This window comes from Staphylococcus sp. EG-SA-2 (assembly GCF_017152085.1).
In genome coordinates this window covers 1-19,832 of record NZ_JACYHC010000489.1, presented here as the reverse complement: position 1 = coordinate 19,832, position 19,832 = coordinate 1, and the positions used below count along the sequence as shown (strand labels likewise).

Sequence of the window (19,832 nt, the reverse complement as noted above, 5' to 3'; positions counted from 1 at the left end):
TTAAAATACGGTCCGCACGTTCTGTAAAAGGGATACCGTTCATTTGATCTATAATATGCAAAATCATTCTTGCTACATCTTCATGTGCAGTTAGTTCAACTTTGTTCCCATTGACGTCATAACTTTCAACAACTATCATTTTACTTCTTGTCACTTCGCCGTAAACATCTGGCAATGTAATTGAACCTTCTAAGTCTGTTATTGTTTCATTTGATTGACTAATAATTTTCGGATTAACAAGTTGTAATAATCCTTCCATTTCCATATCAATAATTGCCACTTGCAATGACTGATTAATTTGAGGTGCACATAAGCCAGCAGCTTCTTGTGCATACATTGTATCTTCTAAATCTTGTAATAATCTTTTTAACGAATCATCAAATGTTTTAACTGCTTGCGCTTTTTTCGTTAAAATAGGATGCGATGCTGGTACTAACTTTTTAATCGCCATAACTCTTACTCCTCAATAAAATTCATCAAACTATTATAACGTAAATATATTAAAAATGCGACCTTACATCATAGAATGTATATTTTTCAATTTGAAGATTGTCATGTGATTCATTACGTATATTTCACACGTAAAATAATACAATGCAACTGAAGTGTAATCCTAAATTTATTGTAAGGAATGAATAACTGAAATTTAGATGATTGGGAATGCTTAAACTAGAATGTTTGAACTAAAAGTGGGTATAATAAAAAGAGAAGCTAATGACATTATAAGCAATTCAACTGGAGGGAAAGAAATGCAAGTAAACAAAGTTATTTATATTTTATTAGCATTGTTCTTAGGTAGTTTTGGTATTCATAAATTTTATGCCGGCAAGAATATGCAAGGTATTCTACACTTAATATTCTGTTGGACAGGTATCCCACACATTTTAGCAATTATTAGTGCAGTGATTACTGTTTTCAAACCTGCTGATGAACAAGGTAATGTCACTTTATAAATTGATAAAAATAAATCCCGATGACAATCATTTATTATTTGCGAATCATAGAGTTATAGTTATTACGAACTCTATATGATAAGCAGTAATGCTGATTGTTTATCGGGATTATTATTGCGATTATTTAATGTAGTACACTATTTATTTTTCACACAGTAAATACTATTTTAAAGAATCATCTGACGCTGTTTCATAGTTTGATTCATACTCTTTAATATATTTACTTAAAACAACAAAATGTGCGTTACCAAAATCACTAGATGCATTTAAGAAATCCATATGTACTAAATTTAAAACTTTTGGATCTGGATTAGACTTGTCTTCATAATTTTTTGGTGAAAAAGTGAAATAGGCCAATGCCGGCAACACTTCATCTTTAGTATCCTTTGATCCATGTGTCATAAATGAAACGCTTGTTAAAGGTACTCCGAAAGATTTGATTTGAGCTACGCTATATGGAACTGGTTTTGGATGATCAAGTTTAGTTAGCTGACTTAATTTTTTTAACTTAGAATAATCGTCATATTTAATTGCATCATCTTTATGTATTACGTAAGATCCTGGTTCGACTGATGCATAAACTAACTTTCCATCTTTATATTTTGTCATAATTTCTGCGTAAAAAACAGGTGTGTTTGAATTGCCAATTTTCTTTCCATCTGGATCTACATACCAATAATCAACTTGTTTTACATCATCGTGTGTTTCAATCACTTTCCTTTTTATACCTTTCTTACCTTTAAAGAATGCATCAACATCTTTTATTGAAGATCCTTTTGAATCTTTAGTAAATCTATAATCTGCAAGTTCCACTTTACCCATTAATTCTTTGTAATCTTTCCATCCTTGAATCCCTTTACTATTCGTAAACGACTTTTCTGTCATTAATGGATCCAACTTATCAAGAGATGGCGCATCTTTAATTCCTTTCATTTTCTTCTCTATTTCTTCATATTTCTCTAAATCTGGATCTTTCTCTTCTTCCGATTCTTTTTTTACAGTTTCTTGTTTTGATTCTTCTGATTTCTTTGATGATAATTTATGATTCCCACCAAAAGAACAACCTGCTACGACTAAAAGCATAATTAAAAGTAAACATCCCAGTGTCTTTTTCATAAACTTTCTCCTCTTAAGTTATTTTGTTTGAATCAAATAAACATACATAAATTTAAAAAACTTATTTATATTGATATTTTACATTAACCATCAATATTTTTAAATACTTTAATTGATAATTTAAGAAAATTGTTTTGTCTAATAATTTAAGTAGTTAAAACATAGATAGATATAAAATAGTTTATAGCCATTAATTTATAAGTGTAAAATTTGCACTATTTCAATTTGCCATTTAAAAATAGTTTGTTTAATCATTAGTACTTTTATTCATCAGTAAGTATGGCGCTTGCATTAAAATCAGAATTCGTAAATGAAAATACTAATAAATTCCTTATCAAACCAAAATCACGTAAGTTATAAAGCCATATAAAAAGACAGAATATAAACTGCTAATTTAAATAGTTAACAGTTGTATATTCTGCCCTTTTTCTGTACTTAAAGTAAATATTCAAACACTGGTTCAAATACTCGTACATACTGAACTTGTTTCTAATAATTAGTAATGTTACATCATCATCTGTGGATCAATATCAATCTTCAATGCTAATTTTTCTTTTATAAATTTTTCATGGTAATAGTCATCTAAAAACTGAATGGCTTGTAATAATCCAGGTTCACTTTTATATTTCACTAAAATTTGGAATCTAAATTCATTGTTGATTCTCGCAAGTGCTGCCGGAGATGGACCTAGTACAAGCGCTTTTTCTGTTAAATGCTGTAATAAAATTTTATGAACATGCTGCGATGCTTCCATAACCTTCTTCATTTCTTTATGTGAGATTGTGAAATTAATCAAATAATAATACGGTGGATACTTTCCTAATTTACGATATTCCATTTCCTGACGATAAAATGTTAAATAATCATTTTTTTGAACATCCAATATTGAATAATGATCTGGATTATACGTTTGAATGATGACTTGACCTGCCTTTTCATGACGACCAGCTCTACCAGCCACTTGCGTTAATAGTTGATAAGTACGTTCGCTCGCCCGAAAATCAGGTAAATTTAACATTGTATCTGCATTCAGCACACCAACTAAAGTAATATTTGGATAATCTAATCCTTTCGCAATCATCTGAGTACCTAGTAAAATGTCACCGTTACCTTTTTCGAATTCAGTCAATAACTTTTCATGTGCACCTTTCTTTGAGGTTGTATCTACATCCATCCTAATTATGCGCGCATCTTCAAATTCTTGTTGCAATAGTTCTTCAACTTTCTGAGTACCAGTACCTACTTGTCGAATGTGTTCACTCTCACAATTTGGACATTGATTCGGTGGCGTCTCTTGGTAACCACAATAGTGACATTTTAATAAGTCTGTCGTTTTATGATACGTTAATGAAATATCACAGTTTGGACATTGCGGTACATATCCACAATCCCGACATAACATAAACGATGCATAACCACGTCGATTTAAAAATAAAACAACTTGTTCCTGTCGATCTAATCTTAATTGTATGGCTTCACGTAAATCTTTTGAAAACATTGACCGATTACCTTCACTCAATTCTTCACGCATGTCTACTATATCAATTTCAGGTAAAGCTTGTTGGTTCACTCTGTTTGGTAATGATAGCAAATGATAAACGTCTTTTTCAGCTCGTGCATAACTTTCAAGACATGGTGTTGCACTTCCTAAAATGACTGGACAGTGATGATATTCACTTCGCCATTGGGCAATTTCTCTAGCGTGATATCTCGGATAATCTTCTTGTTTATATGTAGATTCATGTTCTTCATCAATGATGATTAACCCTAAATTTTTGAAAGGTGCGAACACACTTGACCTTGCACCAACACTTACTCTCGCACGATCATCCCTAATTTTTTGCCACTCATCATAACGTTCCCCATTAGATAAGCCAGAATGTAATACAGCAACGTCATCACCAAATCGACGTTTGAAGCGTAAAACCATTTGCGGTGTTAGAGCGATTTCAGGAACTAACATCATCGCCTGTTTTCCTTGGCTTAAAACATCTTCTATCGTTTGTAAATATACTTCTGTTTTACCTGATCCCGTCACACCATGAAGTAAAAATGTTTCTTGCTCTTGGCTTACAATTTTAGCTTTAATCGCTTCATATGCTTTATATTGGTCTTCTGTTAATTGCTGTTTTGATTCTTGTTCGAAAACACGATCTTTAAATGGGTCTCTTTCAACAACCGCGTCATATTTTTCAACATAACCTTTTTTGATAAGTCCATCTAAACTGGATTTTGAAAAGCCCATATCCTCAATATCAGTTAAAAATATTGTTTTATGTTGTTCTTCAGACAAGTAAGCATACAAATCGTATTGTTTAATAACTTTCTCCAACTTAGCTAATACTTCATCAGGATGATACCCTTCAATGACACGAACAGCACGCTTGGTTTTTTTAGTTATATTTTGTGTGAGAATCGTTTTTTCTTCAACGATATCATCTTTTAACAACTTCATAAGCAATTGAATATCATTATTTTTTTGCGCATCTTTATAATAATAGTAACCATGCTTATCAAATTTTTGTAATAAAGCTGAAGGTAGCTCTATGTCATCTTTCATCTTAAATGCTTTTTTATACTTCGCTTTAATAGCACTTGGAAGCATCACTTCTAGCATAGAAATACGTTTAATGACATGAGTTGAACCCATCCACTCACTTAAAGCTATTAATTCTGATGTTAATTCTGGTTGTATATCTTTCACTTCTATGATTTTTTTTAACTTCGAAACGTCAAGTTGTGCATCAGGTTCTGCTGTTACTTCCATTACATAACCTTGAATCGTTCTTGGTCCAAAAGGTACAATTACACGCACACCAGGTTGGATGACAGATTCGAGTTGTTCGGGAATTATATAATCAAATTTATAGTCAACGCTCTTCGACGCGACATCGACTATGACTTTCGCTATCATTATTGCCACCTAGTTTCTAGTTCATCTAAAATTTGTGCAGCTAATACTACTTTTTTTCCTTTCTTGATATTTACCTTTTCATTATTTTTAAAATGCATTGTCAATTCATTATCATCAGAACTAAATCCGATAGACATATCCCCAACATTATTTGAAATAATCACATCTGCATTTTTCTTGCGTAATTTTTGTTGTGCATAATTTTCAATATCTTCAGTCTCTGCTGCAAAGCCTATTAAATACTGTGATGTTTTATGTTCACCTAAATATTTAAGAATGTCTTTAGTACGTTTAAAAGATACTGACAAATCACCATCCTGCTTTTTCATCTTATGTTCTAATACATCAACCGGTGTATAGTCAGATACGGCTGCTGCTTTTACAACAATATCTTGTTCGTCAAATCGGCTTGTCACTTGTTCAAACATTTCTTCAGCACTTTGAACATGAATAACTTCAATATCTTTTGGATCCTCTAGTGTTGTAGGACCAGCAACTAACGTCACGATAGCTCCTCGATTTCGCAATGCTTCAGCTATTGCATAGCCCATTTTTCCAGAAGAACGATTGGATACAAATCTGACTGGATCGATAACTTCAATAGTTGGTCCTGCTGTAACCAATGCGCGTTTATCTTGAAATGAACTATTAGCTAAACGATTACTATTTTGAAAATGAGCATCAATAACAGAAACGATTTGAAGCGGTTCTTCCATACGTCCTTTAGCAACATAACCACATGCTAGAAATCCGCTTCCTGGTTCGATAAAATGATACCCATCTTCTTTTAAAATATTAATATTTTGCTGCGTACGTTTATTTTCATACATATGCACATTCATAGCAGGCGCAATAAATTTCGGTGTCTCTGTTGCTAGCAACGTTGATGTCACCAAATCATCAGCAATACCTACACTCAATTTTGCAATTGTATTTGCCGTTGCAGGTGCAACAATGATTGCATCTGCCCAATCACCTAATGCAATATGCTGTATTTCTGAAGGATTTTCTTCTATAAAAGTATCTGTATAAACAGCATTTCGACTTATTGCTTGAAATGCTAATGGTGTCACAAATTTTTGTGCGTGATTCGTTAACATAACGCGAACTTCATACCCAGATTGTGTTAACTTACTTGTCAAATCAATTGCTTTATATGCCGCAATGCCACCTGTAACGGCTAATAATATTTTCTTCATATTCAATCTCCCTTAAATATCACTATGACATTTACGCTTTACATCATCATATGCGCACAAATGCTCATTACTTTTTTATAGATACAAATTTAGTATTATTATAACATCAATCATTGGATAAACTAAAAAAACACACCTACATAGGTGCGTTTGATTTGGATATGCCTTGACGTATTTGATGTACGTCTAGCTTCACATATTTTTAATGGTCGAAACTATTCTTTACCATAATAATCACTTGAAATAACAGGGCGAATTTTACCGTCAGCAATTTCTTCTAACGCTCTACCAACTGGTTTAAATGAATGATATTCACTTAATAATTCAGTTTCAGGTTGTTCATCAATTTCACGCGCTCTTTTCGCTGCAGTTGTTGCAATTAAATACTTTGATTTAATTTGTGACGTTAATTGGTTTAAAGGTGGATTTAACATTATTTTTTAGCCTCCAAAATCATTTTTCTATACTTAGCTTCTACGCGCTCTCTTTTTAAGTGCTCAGCTTCTACAATACATTGAATTCTATTCTTCGCAAGTTCTACTTCATCATTAACTACAACGTAATCGTATAAATTCATCATTTCAACTTCTTTACGCGCTTCGTTAATACGACTTTGTATTTTCTCATTGGATTCTGTTCCTCTACCTACTAATCGCTCTCTCAAGTGATCTAAACTTGGAGGTGCTAAGAAAATAAATAACGCATCTGGAAATTTCTTTCTAACTTGCTTTGCACCTTCTACTTCAATTTCTAAAAATACATCATGACCTTCGTCCATTGTATCTTTAACATATTGAACTGGTGTACCATAATAGTTGCCTACATATTCAGCATATTCTATAAATTGGTCATCTTTAATTAAAGCTTCAAACGCATCCCTAGTTTTAAAAAAGTAATCTACGCCATCAACTTCACCTTCACGCATTTGACGTGTTGTCATTGAAATAGAATACTTATATGATGTACTTGGATCTTCAAATATTCGTTTTCTAACAGTACCTTTACCTACTCCAGATGGTCCTGATAAAACGATTAACAATCCTTTTTCATTATCCATGCCTTACGACCTCTCTAAGCTAATCTTCTATTATTTAAATATGATATCACATTGTTCTTTATATTGTATAGCATATTTGAAATTGCATGCCATAATTTCTATTAAGTCTAACAATATCGTTATATTGCACGATTAATTTTAATTAAATAAATTGAATTGCGAACTTTTAGATAATGTAAAATGTGTGGCATAATGTATGGTTCAATAACTATACCGAAAAGTTACAATCATGTTAAAATGAAACGAATGATATGAAGAAGGTGGAAGATAAATTATGGCTTATGATGGATTATTTACAAAGAAAATGGTTGAGTCTCTACAATTTTTAACAACAGGACGCGTTCACAAAATCAATCAACCTGATAATGACACGATACTAATGGTTGTACGTCAAAATAGACAAAACCATCAATTGTTATTGTCAATCCATCCAAACTTTTCAAGATTACAATTGACTACTAAAAAATATGATAATCCATTTAATCCACCCATGTTTGCGCGTGTTTTTAGAAAACACTTAGAAGGTGGTATTATCGAATCGATTAAGCAAATTGGTAATGATCGTCGCATTGAAATCGATATAAAGAGTAAAGATGAAATTGGCGATACTATTTACCGCACTGTCATCCTTGAGATTATGGGTAAACATAGTAACTTAATTTTAGTAGATGAAAATCGCAAAATAATTGAAGGATTTAAACACTTAACACCAAATACGAATCACTATCGTACAGTAATGCCAGGATTTAATTATGAAGCACCACCTACTCAGCACAAAATAAATCCGTATGATATTACAGGTGCAGAGGTGTTGAAATATATCGATTTTAACGCAGGTAATATTGCTAAACAATTATTGAATCAGTTTGAAGGATTTAGCCCTTTAATTACGAATGAAATCGTTAGTCGTCGTCAATTTATGACTTCATCAACATTACCAGAAGCATTCGACGAAGTAATGGCAGAAACCAAGTTACCACCTACTCCTATTTTTCATAAAAATCATGAAACAGGTAAAGAGGATTTCTATTTTATAAAGTTAAATCAATTTAATGATGATACAGTTACGTACGATTCATTAAATGATTTACTTGATCGTTTTTATGACGCGCGTGGCGAACGTGAACGCGTTAAACAACGTGCGAATGATTTAGTTCGATTTGTTCAACAGCAGTTGCACAAATATCAAAATAAATTAGCGAAGTTGATTGAAGAATATGAGCAGTCTAAAAATAAAGATACCGAACAGTTATATGGTGAATTGATCACTGCTAATATATATCGAATTAAGCAAGGCGATAAAGAAGTGACAGCATTGAATTATTATACGAATGAAGAAGTTGTCATTCCTTTAAATCCTACAAAATCCCCATCAGCAAATGCTCAATATTATTATAAACAATATAATCGTATGAAAACGAGAGAACGTGAATTACAACATCAAATTCAATTGACGAAAGATAATATAGATTATTTTTCAACAATCGAACAACAATTACATCATATTTCTGTCCATGACATTGATGAAATTAGAGATGAATTAGCAGAACAAGGCTTTATGAAACAGCGTAAAAATCAAACTAAGAAAAAGAAAGCGCAGATTCAATTACAACATTATGTATCAACTGATGGCGACGATATATATGTTGGCAAGAATAACAAGCAAAATGATTATTTAACAAATAAAAAAGCTAAAAAAACTCACACATGGTTACACACAAAAGATATTCCTGGTTCACATGTCGTTATATTTAATGATGCACCAAGTGATACGACAATCAAGGAAGCGTCTATGTTAGCAGGATACTTTTCAAAAGCTGGTAATTCTGGACAAATACCTGTTGATTACACATTAATTAAAAATGTGCACAAACCATCAGGTGCAAAGCCTGGGTTTGTAACATATGACAATCAAAAAACTTTGTATGCTACACCTGATTATGAACTTATTCAAAAAATGAAACAATTATAATCAAGTTGTCGACAAATAAACACCTCACCATAAGAAAGGACTACTTTCTTTTGCGAGGTGTTTATTTATTATTTAATGCGTTCATTGAAACGAAGTATCGTGTTTTTAAATAACGTATCATCATTTAAGTTACAAATTATCTTTGTGATTTTAAAAATGAGTGAAACTAAAATGCTAATGTGTACTTAAAATAGAAATACATAGGTAAAACGCATGCATAAGAAAAAGTGTTTCTTTATCATTCAACGCTGTGCGAATCCTTTTACTCAGGTAATGCTAATTGAAAACTTACTCCAAACTTATCTTGAACCCAAGCAAACTCTCTGTATGGTGGCATATTCGTTTTTGGCATTAAAATGGCACCTTCATCTTTTAATCCATTAAATAGTCGTTCCATTTCAATAGTATCTTTTACTGTAACAAATAATGAAATCGCAGGATTCATTGGTAATTCTGTGCCACTATTAGCATCAATCGCCATGAATACTTGTCCATTTAATGTAAATATTGAGTGTTGTACAGTCCCGTGATCACCAGGTCCATTTTCACCATACTTAGCCATTGTTATAATCTCACTATCTTCAAATAAGCTTGTGTATAGTTTAACAGCTTCTTCAGCTTTGTTATTAAACATTAAAAATGTCGTGATTTTTGGAATATCCATGCTATGCCTCCTATAGATCGAACTTCTATAACTACTATTATCTTAACATAATTAAAATGACAAAAGCGCGTCATACCGTTATGTGCACGAATGACAAACGTCTTATTGGCCTGTTGATTAAATCACATAGTTAACGATAAAAATTACGCAAGATTAAAAATATGATACATATGTTAATAAATGATACTTATCATAGGTATTAATGTTTTGACTTATTGTCAAATTTGATTACAATTAAAATTAAGTTAAAGGAGGGACGTTATGTTACATTATGTGATTCCAGTATTAGTCCTATTACTCGTATTCTTAATTGGTTGGATTTTAATAAAGTTAATTATCCGCTAATAAATTTTTTATATAATAAAAGCTATAGTGTTTGTAATATTCGGATGCGGTTAAGCAGCCCCTGATATTAAACACTATAGCTTTTTTGTTTTTAAATTTGTCCTTGTTTACGTAATATATCCTTTACATGTTTAAATAAATCATCATTATGGTCTATAGTTGTTTTATTTTTTATATGTTTTTGCTTCGTTGAACTTTCGTCGACATCGTGACTACTAGATAGATTGGAATCATTTGAATGATTGATAAATTCGTTACAATGTTTTATCTTCCCATATAAATCATTAGATGTTTTGTCATTCATTTGTTGAATTCCTCCTTCTAGTGTCTATATTATGCTAAGTTGTCTCTCCATTCAACTAATGTTTGGATATCTTCACTAGAAATTTTACCTTCATTTTCAGCTACTTCAATTAATTCATTGTAATCACTTAAAGTGTAAAAAGGTAGTTGAATATTGCTAAATGTATCATCTGCTTTTTTCAAACCGTAAGTAAAGATAGCTACAACACCTAATACTTCTGCACCTGCTTGTTTTAAGGCTTCAACTGCTGTGACTGAAGATCCCCCTGTCGAAATTAAATCTTCTATCACAACTACTTTTTTACCTTCACTTTTAGCACCTTCGATTTGATTTTGCTTACCATGACTCTTATTTGATGAACGAACATAATTCATTGGTAATTTTAATTTTTCAGCAATAAAAGCTGCATGTGGAATACCAGCTGTTGCAGTACCAGAAATAACTTCTACTTCAGGAAAGTGTTCTTTAATTAAGTTAATTAAACCATCGCGGATTGCGCCTCGAACTAAAGGATAACCTAACGTAACACGGTTATCACAGTAAATCGGTGATTTAATACCTGAACTCCATGTATATAAATCATTTGGTGATAATGTTACAGCTTCAATATCTAATAATGATTTTGCAATTTCTTTAGCCATTATACTAACCAACTTTCTTTAATTTTATGATAACTTTCGACTGGATTGTCACTTTGTGTAATCGGTCTACCGACTACAATATGCGTCGAACCAAGCTGTCTTGCTTCTTCCGGTGTCGTAATACGGTGTTGGTCATCTTGAGATGCACCTTTAGGTCTAATACCTGGTGTTACTTTTAAAAATGATGTACCTAACTTTTCAGTCAACATACGACTTTCAAGAGGTGAACAAACAACGCCATCTAAACCAGCTGCATTTGCTAACTTGGCATAATTTAAAACGGCCTCTTCAATCGATGTTTGTATATTTTGTTCGTGTCGTAACATGTCTTCTGTTGTTGACGTAAGCTGTGTTACTGCAATAATTTTTGTATGTTGATTATGTTTTCTTAATCCTTTAATGGCCTCAGACATCATTTTTACGCCACCAGCAGCATGAACATTTACCAGATCAACATTCAATTTAGCTAGTCCTTCCATCGCCTTACCTACTGTATTAGGAATATCATGCAATTTTAAATCTAAAAATACATCATGGCCTCTTTCTTTTATCTCATTAATTAATTGAGGACCTTCTTGATAAAAAAGTTCCATACCTACTTTTACGAATAATGATTCATCAAATAAATCTAAAAATTGATTTACTTTTTCTTTTGATTCAAAATCTAATGCAATAATTGGTAAATCTTTCATCATATATGTCTCCCTTTATATTAAGAAATTCATTAAAATAATGAGGCTGTAATATAAACTTCTTTAAGTAAATGGTTAATTACAGCCCCACCGATACAGTTTGATTGATTTACATTTGACGCATTGTAAATGTCATACTTTCAATTACATTCGTTAAGGCATTAGCTGTATCTAAAGATGTCAAACATGGAATACCATTTTCAACTGTAGTACGTCTAATTTGGAAGCCATCCCTTTCTACTTCTTTACCTTTAGTCATTGTATTTATAACGATTTGAACATCACCATTTTGAATACGTGTTAATAAATCATTTTCGCCACCGATTTTGCCTACTACTTCTGCAGGTATGTCATACTCAGCTAATTTATTAGCTGTTCCAGACGTTGCTAAAATTTTATAGCCAACTTCATTTAAGCGTTGTGCCAATTTAACAACTTCCTCTTTATCTTTGTCACTGACGGTCATTAATACTGTACCGTGATCTTTAACTTCAACACCACTACCTGTTAACCCTTTGAATAACGCCTTTTCTAATGTAGTATCTTTCCCCATTACTTCACCTGTAGACTTCATTTCAGGTCCTAAAGTAATATCAACATTTTTCAATTTATTAAAACTAAATACCGGTGCTTTCACAAATACACCCTCAGCATATGGTTGAACCCCTTCTTGATAACCCATATCTGTTAGTTTTTCCCCAATGATTGCTCGCATAGCTAATTGTGCCATTGGAATATCAGTAATTTTACTTAAGAATGGTACCGTTCTACTAGAACGTGGGTTTACTTCTAAAACATATACACCATCGTGAGCTATAACGAATTGAATGTTGATTAAGCCAATGATGTTTAAACCTTTAGCTAATTTTATAGTATAGTCCTCAAGTGTTGCTAACTCGTCTTCTGTCAAAGTTTGTGGCGGATATACAGCGATTGAGTCACCACTATGTACACCAGCACGTTCAATATGTTCCATGATTCCTGGAATAATGACCGTTTCTCCATCACAAATCGCATCAACTTCAATTTCTTTACCAGTTAAATATCTATCGACTAGTACCGGATGTTCCGGACTCGCTTTTACAGCCTGGGTCATATAGTTTTCTAACTCTTTGTCATTGTCTACAATTTCCATTGCGCGACCACCTAATACATAAGAAGGTCTTACTACAACCGGATATCCGATTTCTGCAGCATTCGCTAATGCTTCCTCAGGTGATGTAGCTGATTTCCCTTGTGGCTGTGGCACGTTAATTTTTCTTAATAGTGCTTCAAATTCTTTTCTATCTTCAGCACGATTTAGATTTTCTAGTGAAGTACCAAGTATTTTAACACCATGTTTAGCCAATTTGTCTGCTAAATTAATCGCTGTTTGTCCTCCAAATTGTACAACGACACCTTTAGGTTTTTCTAAATTAATGATATTCATCACATCTTCTTCAGTTAAAGGTTCAAAGTATAATTTGTCAGAAATTGAGAAGTCTGTTGAAACTGTTTCTGGATTGTTATTCACAATTATCGCTTCGTACCCTGCTTTTTGAATTGCCCAAACGGCGTGAACTGTCGCATAGTCAAATTCTACACCTTGGCCGATTCGAATTGGTCCAGAGCCTAATACTAAGATTTTTTCTTTGTCAGTAACTATGGATTCATTTTCAGTTTCGTATGTACCATAATAATATGGTGTTGAAGATTCAAATTCAGCTGCGCAAGTATCAACCATCTTGTAAACAGGTTTAATATCATTTTCCATACGCAATTGATATACTTCTTCTTCCGTCATATTAAAGCGATGCGCTATTGTTTTATCACTAAATCCATAATCTTTTGCATATTTAAGATATTCTAAATCACCTTGATGCTCTTTTAATTGATGCTCAATATCAATAATGTTTTGGAACTTGTGTAAGAAGAAGTAATCAATCTGAGTCATATTATGAATTTCTTCTAATGTTGTCCCTCTTCTAATTGCTTCGCCGATGAAAAATAATCGTTCATCATCTTGGTGTGAAATACGTTCTTTAATATAATCAAGATCGAAGCTTTCACCATTTGGTAATCCTAAGTGATGCACACCATACTCAAGTGATCGAATTGCTTTTAACAATGATTCTTCGTAAGTTCGACCAATGGCCATAACTTCACCTGTTGCTTTCATTTGTGTGCCAAGCTCTCGTTCTCCTTTTTCAAATTTATCAAAAGGAAATCTTGGTATTTTTGAAATCACATAGTCTAAAGTTGGTTCAAACGCTGCATAAGATGTTCCTGTAATTGGATTTAACATTTCATCTAATGTTAGACCAACCGCGATTTTAGCAGCTAATTTTGCAATAGGATATCCTGTTGCTTTTGAAGCTAACGCTGATGAACGTGATACACGCGGATTTACTTCTATAATATAATAATCGAATGAATGGGGATCTAATGCTAATTGAACATTACAACCACCTTCGATACCTAAAGCTCGAATAACTTTTAATGAAACATCACGTAACATTTGATACTCAACATCTGATAATGTTTGACTAGGAGCCACAACAATTGAATCGCCAGTATGAATACCAACTGGATCAATATTTTCCATGTTACATACAACGATGGCATTATCGTTTTTATCACGCATTACTTCGTATTCGATTTCTTTAAAACCTGCGATAGATTTTTCTAATAAACATTGCGTTGCTGGACTATAATGAAGACCATTTGAGACGATTTCATGTAATTCTTCATCATTATGACAAATACCGCCTCCGGTACCACCCATCGTAAATGCCGGTCTAACAATTAGCGGGTATCCCACTTGCTCTTTGAATTTAAAGGCTTGCTCTACTGTATTTACAATGTCACTCTCTGGTACAGGAACGTTTAAATCATTCATTAATGTTCTAAACATTTCACGGTCTTCTGCTTGTTGAATTGATGTTAGCTCAGTTCCTAATAATTGGACGTTATTATCTTGAAGCACACCACTTTCGTGTAGTTGAATCGCCATGTTTAAACCTGTTTGACCACCTAAAGTTGGAAGTAAAGCGTCAGGTTGCTCTTTACGTATAATTCGCGCTATAAAATCATGAGTTAACGGTTCGATATATACTTTATCCGCAATTTCCTTATCAGTCATGATTGTCGCTGGATTTGAATTTACAAGAATAACTCGATATCCCTCTTCTTTTAAAGCTAGACATGCTTGTGTTCCAGCATAATCAAATTCAGCTGCTTGACCTATGATAATTGGCCCAGACCCTATTACTAAAATTGTTTTGATATCATTACGTTTAGGCATTGATATGACGCTCCTTTTCCTTAAAATTAGTCATCATTGCTACAAAATCATCAAATAGATAGTTTGAATCTGACGGTCCTGGATTTGCTTCAGGATGGTATTGAACAGAAAATGCTGGTAATGTTTTATGTTTTAAACCTTCTACAGTACCATCATTTAATGCAAGATGAGTAACTTCTAAATCAGTACTTTTTAACGAATCTATATCTATTGCATATCCATGGTTTTGACTCGTAATATCAACTTTTCCAGTCTCTAAATTTTTAACTGGATGGTTCGCACCACGATGACCAAACTTCATTTTAAATGAGCTTGCTCCTTGAGATAATGCAAAAAGTTGATGTCCTAGACAGATACCAAAGAACGGAATTTTCCCTAAAATTCCTTGAATCATTGGAATCGCACATTCTACAACTTCAGGATTACCTGGTCCGTTTGATAGCATAACGCCATCTGGAGCCATTGCTAAAATTTCTTCGGCAGTAGTTGTATATGGTACAACTGTGACGTTACAACCTCTGACGTTTAATTCTCGAACAATATTTTGCTTCTTACCAAAGTCTACAAGTACGACACTTAGATCCTTACCTGTCGAAACATACGGTGTTTTAGTCGAAACGATTTCTACTTCGTTTTTAGGTAATTCTACTTGTTGTAAATGTTTGACAAGTTGATCAATATCTTCTTTTCGATCAGTAAAACCAGCTTTTAACACACCGTGTTGTCGAATTTTACGCGTAATACTTCTTGTATCAACACCTGCAATCCCTGGAATTTGATGCAATTCTAAAACGTCATGAAGTGTCTTTTGTTGTCTAAAATTACTTGGATGCGCACTCGCTTCTTTCACTACAATACCGTTTAATGTAGGTACTAATGATTCAAAATCGTCTCTATTGATACCATAATTACCGATTAATGGATACGTAAAAGTAATGATCTGACCTGTATATGATGGATCTGAAATAGTTTCTTGATAACCTGTCATAGCTGTATTAAATACAATTTCTCCTACAGTTAAGTTATCAGATCCTAAACGGTAGCCTTCGTAAAAAGAACCGTCTTCTAACACTAGATAACGTTTGCTTTGCATATTATTTATCCCCCTCAAATTTAACTTCGCCTTCAACCATTGTTAAGATCGGATTTCCATAAACTTTATAGCCGATAAATGGTGTATTATCTGCTTTTGATAAGAAATCTTCTCCTTTAATTTCTTGTTCACTATCTAAATCAATGATTGTTAAATCTGCATAACCATTTTCTTTTAATGTGCCGTATTCTAAATTAAATGTCTCACATGGTTTAATTGTTAAGTAATCTACTAATTGTTGTAATGTCCAATCACCATTTTTTACAAAATGCGTATATAATAATGGGAATGCTGTTTCACTACCAACAATTCCGAATGGTGCTTTTTCCATTGGTTGTGCTTTTTCATCACGTGCATGTGGTGCATGGTCTGTTGCGATACAGTCAATTGTACCGTCTAGTAACCCTTCTAACAAAGCCTCTCTATCTTCAGTACTTCTCAATGGTGGATTCATTTTATAAATGGCATTATTACCAGGAATATCATCTTCTGTTAACAATAAATGGTGTGGTGTAACTTCAGCTGTAACATGAATGCCTGCGCGTTTAGCGTCACGAATGACTCTAACACTTTCTTTAGTAGAAACATGACATACATGATAATGACAACCTGCTGCTTCAGCTAATAGTACATCTCTTGCGATTTGAACAGATTCACAAATGTTTGGAATACCTGGTATACCTAACTCTTTACTGCGTTTCCCTTCATGCATTGCACCACCATAGATTAATGAATTATCTTCACAGTGTGCTACGATGGCTTTGTTTACTTTTGCAGCTTCAATCATGCCTTCATACATCATGCTTGCAGTTTGTACTCCTACACCGTCATCTGTAAACGCAAAGGCACCTTCTTTTACTAGTGCTGGGAAATCAACCAATTCTTTACCTAATTGACGTGTTGTAATTGAAGCATAAGGTAATACACGTACTTGAGCATTGTCATCGATTAATTTTTGTAAAGCTTCAAAATGTTCTACAGAATCTGGTACCGGTCTTGTGTTAGGCATTGGACATACAGTTGTAAATCCGCCTCTAGCAGCAGCTTTAGTACCAGTTTCAATTGTCTCTTTATATTCACCACCAGGTTCACGTAAATGAACATGAACATCGACAAATCCAGGTGACACAAAGTGACCTTTCGCATCTATGATGTCAACACCATTGCTTGGTTCAATTGCAGGTGCAATTTGTTTAATTACCTTACCATCAATTAAAATATCTGCTTGTTGTAATTCTCCATTTTGTAATACTTTACCGTTTTTAATTAATTTCATCATTTTCGTCCCCTTACCTATTTTAATAATTCATCAATGACTGCCATTCTTAAGTAAACGCCATTTTCCATTTGCTTAAAAATTCTTGATTTTGAAGCTTCTACTAAATCGCTTTGTATTTCTACTCCTCTATTCACAGGTGCCGGATGCATAACAATAGCATGTTCTTGTAATTTGTTATAGCGCACTTCATTTAAGCCATGCTTTTGATGATAATCATCTGCTGCAAATCTAGTTTCTTCTGCAAGCCCATGTCTTTCATGTTGAATTCTTAATAACATAACTATATCTACTGTTTCTATAACATCATCTATATTTACATAAGGTGCTTCTAAAGAATCATCAATCCAAGCATTTGGGCTATTAAACATTACGTTTGCACCTAATGCTTTTAAACTATGGTAATTACTACGTGCGACACGTGAATTTTTAATGTCTCCACAAATCAATACATTCAAGCCTTCAAAATATCCATATTCTTCATATATCGTCATTAAATCAAGTAAACTTTGTGTTGGATGTTGTCCACTACCATCACCAGCATTCGCAATTGGGATGTTAATATTCGCTAATTTTTCATAGTAGTTATTAAACGGATGTCTAATGACTAATAAATCACAGCCAATACTTTCTAAAGTTTTACATGTGTCATATAAAGATTCACCTTTTGAAACAGATGATGTTGATGTTTCAAAGCTAATCGTTTTTAACCCTAGCTTAAGTTCTGCCATTTCAAAACTACATTTTGTTCGAGTAGAATTTTCAAAGAATAAATTTGCGACATATTTCCCTTCAAAGTTTGGTAGTTGACGTTCACCAGATTTAAATTGACTTGCCTTTTGGATAAGTTTGTATATTTGATCTGTAGATAAATGTTCCATTGATAATAAATGATTCATAAAAGCGCCCTCCTTAATTTGTAAATCTTAATTGTTTTGTTTTTTCTCTTTAGGTAAGATTAAGTTCAAAATAATTCCTGAAAGTGCAGCTAATGCCATCCCCTCAATTTGAAGGTTGATACCAATTTCTTTTAAGTTAAATACTAAATTACCGATACCTACAACTAAAATTACAGAAGCTATAACTAAATTTCGATTGTTCGCAAAATCTACTTTGCTTTCAACTAACATTCTTAAGCCACTTGCTGCAATAATACCGAAAAGTAATATAGATACTCCTCCCATAACTGGTGTAGGTATAGAAGAAATTAATGCAGTGAACTTACCAATGAATGCTAAAACAATTGCTATAACTGCTGCACCACCAATGACGTAAATACTGTATATTCTTGTAATCGCTAATACACCGATATTTTCACCGTATGTTGTACTTGGTGGTCCACCAATAATACTGGCAAACATTGTAGAAACACCATCACCAATGATTGATTTATCAAGTCCTGGCTTTTCAAAGAAGTTTCTACCTACGATTTTATTCAATACCATTTGGTGCCCAATATGTTCACTTACTGTTACAAACACAATCGGAATCATTACAAGTACAAGTCCTAAGTGAAATGAAGGTACATAATCTTTAAATGGCAGATAAATATGAGGGAAATCTATCCATTTTGCTGACATAATTGCATCAAATTTCACAATCCCCATAAAAATCGCTACCACATAACCTACGATAATACCTACAAGTACTGGAATTAAAGATAGGAATCCTTTAAAAAATCCTTGAACGACTATTGTTACAAGCAAGGTTATCATTGCAACAATTAAGAAACTGATATTGTAACCTTTCATATCTCCAGGATTTTCATACATTGCCATATTGACTGCAGTAGGCGCTAAGCTTAAACCAATTACCATGATGACTGGTCCAACAACAACTGGTGGTAATAATTTCATTAACCATGCTGTCCCACTTAATTTGATTAGAATCCCGATGATGACGTACATAACACCACTCATGAATAATGCTACAAGCATGTCTCCTAAGCTATGCGTACTTAATCCCGTGATAATTGGCGTGATAAATGCAAAGCTAGATCCCAAGTATGCTGGTATTTGCGCCTTCGTTATTAAGATATAAAGTAATGTACCGATTCCCGAAGCTAGTAACGCTGCGGATATTGGTAATCCTGTTAAGAATGGTACTAGTACTGTTGCGCCAAACATCGCAAATAAATGTTGTAAGCTTAAAAATGCCCATTGCGCTGGTTGTGGTTTTTCATTTACATCTAGTACAGGTTTTACTGTTCGTTCAAACATTTCATCATTTTGCATAATATTCATTTCCTCCGATAATAAAAAAATCTCTTTACATCAGTATATGTAAAGAGACAAAAAGTGTGACAAGTTGCTACAAGTCATTT

Annotated in this window: 17 protein-coding genes; 2 read left to right on the top strand and 15 right to left on the bottom strand. The window is 33.2% G+C overall.

Annotated elements, in window-relative coordinates; all coding sequences use genetic code 11:
• The coding region (locus IDG60_RS07605) for a peptide deformylase (protein WP_206160587.1) at positions 1-451 on the bottom strand (451 nt) is incomplete at its 3' end.
• 298 nt (positions 452-749) lie between these two features.
• Here IDG60_RS07605 and IDG60_RS07600 point away from each other — a divergent pair.
• Positions 750-953, top strand: coding sequence for a TM2 domain-containing protein (locus tag IDG60_RS07600; RefSeq protein WP_001198024.1), 204 nt, complete (start codon positions 750-752; stop codon positions 951-953).
• Positions 954-1,115: 162 nt separating this feature from the next.
• Here the strand turns inward: IDG60_RS07600 and IDG60_RS07595 are convergent, their stop codons facing one another.
• The 5 genes from IDG60_RS07595 to gmk all read right to left on the bottom strand — a co-directional run bounded on the left by IDG60_RS07595 (position 1,116) and on the right by gmk (position 7,239).
• On the bottom strand, positions 1,116-2,069 hold the full coding sequence (locus IDG60_RS07595; RefSeq protein WP_000751704.1) for a hypothetical protein: 954 nt from the start codon (positions 2,067-2,069) through the stop codon (positions 1,116-1,118).
• Between the two features lie 505 nt (positions 2,070-2,574).
• Positions 2,575-4,983: a primosomal protein N' gene (gene priA, locus IDG60_RS07590; protein ID WP_000560839.1), complete on the bottom strand. Its 2,409-nt coding sequence runs from the start codon at positions 4,981-4,983 to the stop codon at positions 2,575-2,577.
• Positions 4,983-6,182 carry a bifunctional phosphopantothenoylcysteine decarboxylase/phosphopantothenate--cysteine ligase CoaBC gene (gene coaBC, locus IDG60_RS07585; RefSeq protein WP_000722165.1) on the bottom strand — a complete coding sequence of 400 codons (1,200 nt, stop codon included), beginning with the start codon at positions 6,180-6,182 and terminating at the stop codon, positions 4,983-4,985. The genes priA and coaBC overlap by 1 nt, the downstream gene beginning before the upstream one ends.
• Before the next feature lie 215 nt (positions 6,183-6,397).
• The gene (gene rpoZ, locus IDG60_RS07580) at positions 6,398-6,616 is read right to left on the bottom strand and encodes a DNA-directed RNA polymerase subunit omega (protein ID WP_000933956.1); all 219 of its coding nucleotides are present in this window, start codon (positions 6,614-6,616) and stop codon (positions 6,398-6,400) included.
• On the bottom strand, positions 6,616-7,239 hold the full coding sequence (gene gmk, locus IDG60_RS07575; RefSeq protein WP_000368226.1) for a guanylate kinase: 624 nt from the start codon (positions 7,237-7,239) through the stop codon (positions 6,616-6,618). Before gmk ends, rpoZ begins: the two co-directional genes overlap by 1 nt.
• Before the next feature lie 274 nt (positions 7,240-7,513).
• Here gmk and IDG60_RS07570 point away from each other — a divergent pair, with 274 nt between their 5' ends.
• Complete coding sequence (locus IDG60_RS07570) at positions 7,514-9,211, top strand: Rqc2 family fibronectin-binding protein (protein WP_103182723.1); 1,698 nt, start codon at positions 7,514-7,516, stop codon at positions 9,209-9,211.
• A gap of 262 nt (positions 9,212-9,473) precedes the next feature.
• On the opposite strand, the gene IDG60_RS07565 is transcribed toward IDG60_RS07570, so the two are convergent.
• The 9 genes from IDG60_RS07565 to IDG60_RS07525 form a co-directional block, all read right to left on the bottom strand.
• Positions 9,474-9,875, bottom strand: coding sequence for a VOC family protein (locus IDG60_RS07565; RefSeq protein WP_000354180.1), 402 nt, complete (start codon positions 9,873-9,875; stop codon positions 9,474-9,476).
• A 436-nt stretch (positions 9,876-10,311) separates the two neighbouring features.
• Entirely contained in the window at positions 10,312-10,524 is a 213-nt protein-coding gene (locus IDG60_RS07560) for a hypothetical protein (protein WP_000998557.1), read from the bottom strand.
• 29 nt (positions 10,525-10,553) lie between these two features.
• Positions 10,554-11,165, bottom strand: a complete 612-nt coding sequence (gene pyrE, locus IDG60_RS07555) for an orotate phosphoribosyltransferase (RefSeq protein ID WP_001040248.1) — start codon at positions 11,163-11,165, stop codon at positions 10,554-10,556.
• The gene (gene pyrF / locus IDG60_RS07550; protein ID WP_000654067.1) at positions 11,165-11,857 is read right to left on the bottom strand and encodes an orotidine-5'-phosphate decarboxylase; all 693 of its coding nucleotides are present in this window, start codon (positions 11,855-11,857) and stop codon (positions 11,165-11,167) included. Before pyrF ends, pyrE begins: the two co-directional genes overlap by 1 nt.
• 109 nt (positions 11,858-11,966) lie before the next feature.
• Positions 11,967-15,140, bottom strand: a complete 3,174-nt coding sequence (gene carB / locus IDG60_RS07545; protein ID WP_001126259.1) for a carbamoyl-phosphate synthase large subunit — start codon at positions 15,138-15,140, stop codon at positions 11,967-11,969.
• Complete coding sequence (locus tag IDG60_RS07540; RefSeq protein WP_001190913.1) at positions 15,133-16,233, bottom strand: carbamoyl phosphate synthase small subunit; 1,101 nt, start codon at positions 16,231-16,233, stop codon at positions 15,133-15,135. Before IDG60_RS07540 ends, carB begins: the two co-directional genes overlap by 8 nt.
• Before the next feature lies 1 nt (position 16,234).
• Positions 16,235-17,509, bottom strand: a complete 1,275-nt coding sequence (locus tag IDG60_RS07535) for a dihydroorotase (RefSeq protein WP_000767028.1) — start codon at positions 17,507-17,509, stop codon at positions 16,235-16,237.
• Between the two features lie 17 nt (positions 17,510-17,526).
• On the bottom strand, positions 17,527-18,408 hold the full coding sequence (locus IDG60_RS07530) for an aspartate carbamoyltransferase catalytic subunit (protein WP_001016166.1): 882 nt from the start codon (positions 18,406-18,408) through the stop codon (positions 17,527-17,529).
• Between the two features lie 27 nt (positions 18,409-18,435).
• Positions 18,436-19,743 carry a uracil-xanthine permease family protein gene (locus IDG60_RS07525; RefSeq protein WP_001178619.1) on the bottom strand — a complete coding sequence of 436 codons (1,308 nt, stop codon included), beginning with the start codon at positions 19,741-19,743 and terminating at the stop codon, positions 18,436-18,438.
• Between the last annotated feature and the right edge of the window lie 89 nt (positions 19,744-19,832).

Coding starts and splice junctions, on each gene's coding strand:
- rpoZ (WP_000933956.1), bottom strand. CDS start 6,616: ATGTTAAATCCACCTTTAAACCAATTAACGTCACAAATTAAATCAAAG.
- carB (WP_001126259.1), bottom strand. CDS start 15,140: ATGCCTAAACGTAATGATATCAAAACAATTTTAGTAATAGGGTCTGGG.
- IDG60_RS07595 (WP_000751704.1), bottom strand. CDS start 2,069: ATGAAAAAGACACTGGGATGTTTACTTTTAATTATGCTTTTAGTCGTA.
- pyrF (WP_000654067.1), bottom strand. CDS start 11,857: ATGAAAGATTTACCAATTATTGCATTAGATTTTGAATCAAAAGAAAAA.
- gmk (WP_000368226.1), bottom strand. CDS start 7,239: ATGGATAATGAAAAAGGATTGTTAATCGTTTTATCAGGACCATCTGGA.
- coaBC (WP_000722165.1), bottom strand. CDS start 6,182: ATGAAGAAAATATTATTAGCCGTTACAGGTGGCATTGCGGCATATAAA.
- IDG60_RS07530 (WP_001016166.1), bottom strand. CDS start 18,408: ATGAATCATTTATTATCAATGGAACATTTATCTACAGATCAAATATAC.
- IDG60_RS07560 (WP_000998557.1), bottom strand. CDS start 10,524: ATGAATGACAAAACATCTAATGATTTATATGGGAAGATAAAACATTGT.
- IDG60_RS07570 (WP_103182723.1), top strand. CDS start 7,514: ATGGCTTATGATGGATTATTTACAAAGAAAATGGTTGAGTCTCTACAA.
- IDG60_RS07525 (WP_001178619.1), bottom strand. CDS start 19,743: ATGCAAAATGATGAAATGTTTGAACGAACAGTAAAACCTGTACTAGAT.
- IDG60_RS07535 (WP_000767028.1), bottom strand. CDS start 17,509: ATGAAATTAATTAAAAACGGTAAAGTATTACAAAATGGAGAATTACAA.
- pyrE (WP_001040248.1), bottom strand. CDS start 11,165: ATGGCTAAAGAAATTGCAAAATCATTATTAGATATTGAAGCTGTAACA.
- IDG60_RS07540 (WP_001190913.1), bottom strand. CDS start 16,233: ATGCAAAGCAAACGTTATCTAGTGTTAGAAGACGGTTCTTTTTACGAA.
- priA (WP_000560839.1), bottom strand. CDS start 4,983: ATGATAGCGAAAGTCATAGTCGATGTCGCGTCGAAGAGCGTTGACTAT.
- IDG60_RS07600 (WP_001198024.1), top strand. CDS start 750: ATGCAAGTAAACAAAGTTATTTATATTTTATTAGCATTGTTCTTAGGT.
- IDG60_RS07565 (WP_000354180.1), bottom strand. CDS start 9,875: ATGGATATTCCAAAAATCACGACATTTTTAATGTTTAATAACAAAGCT.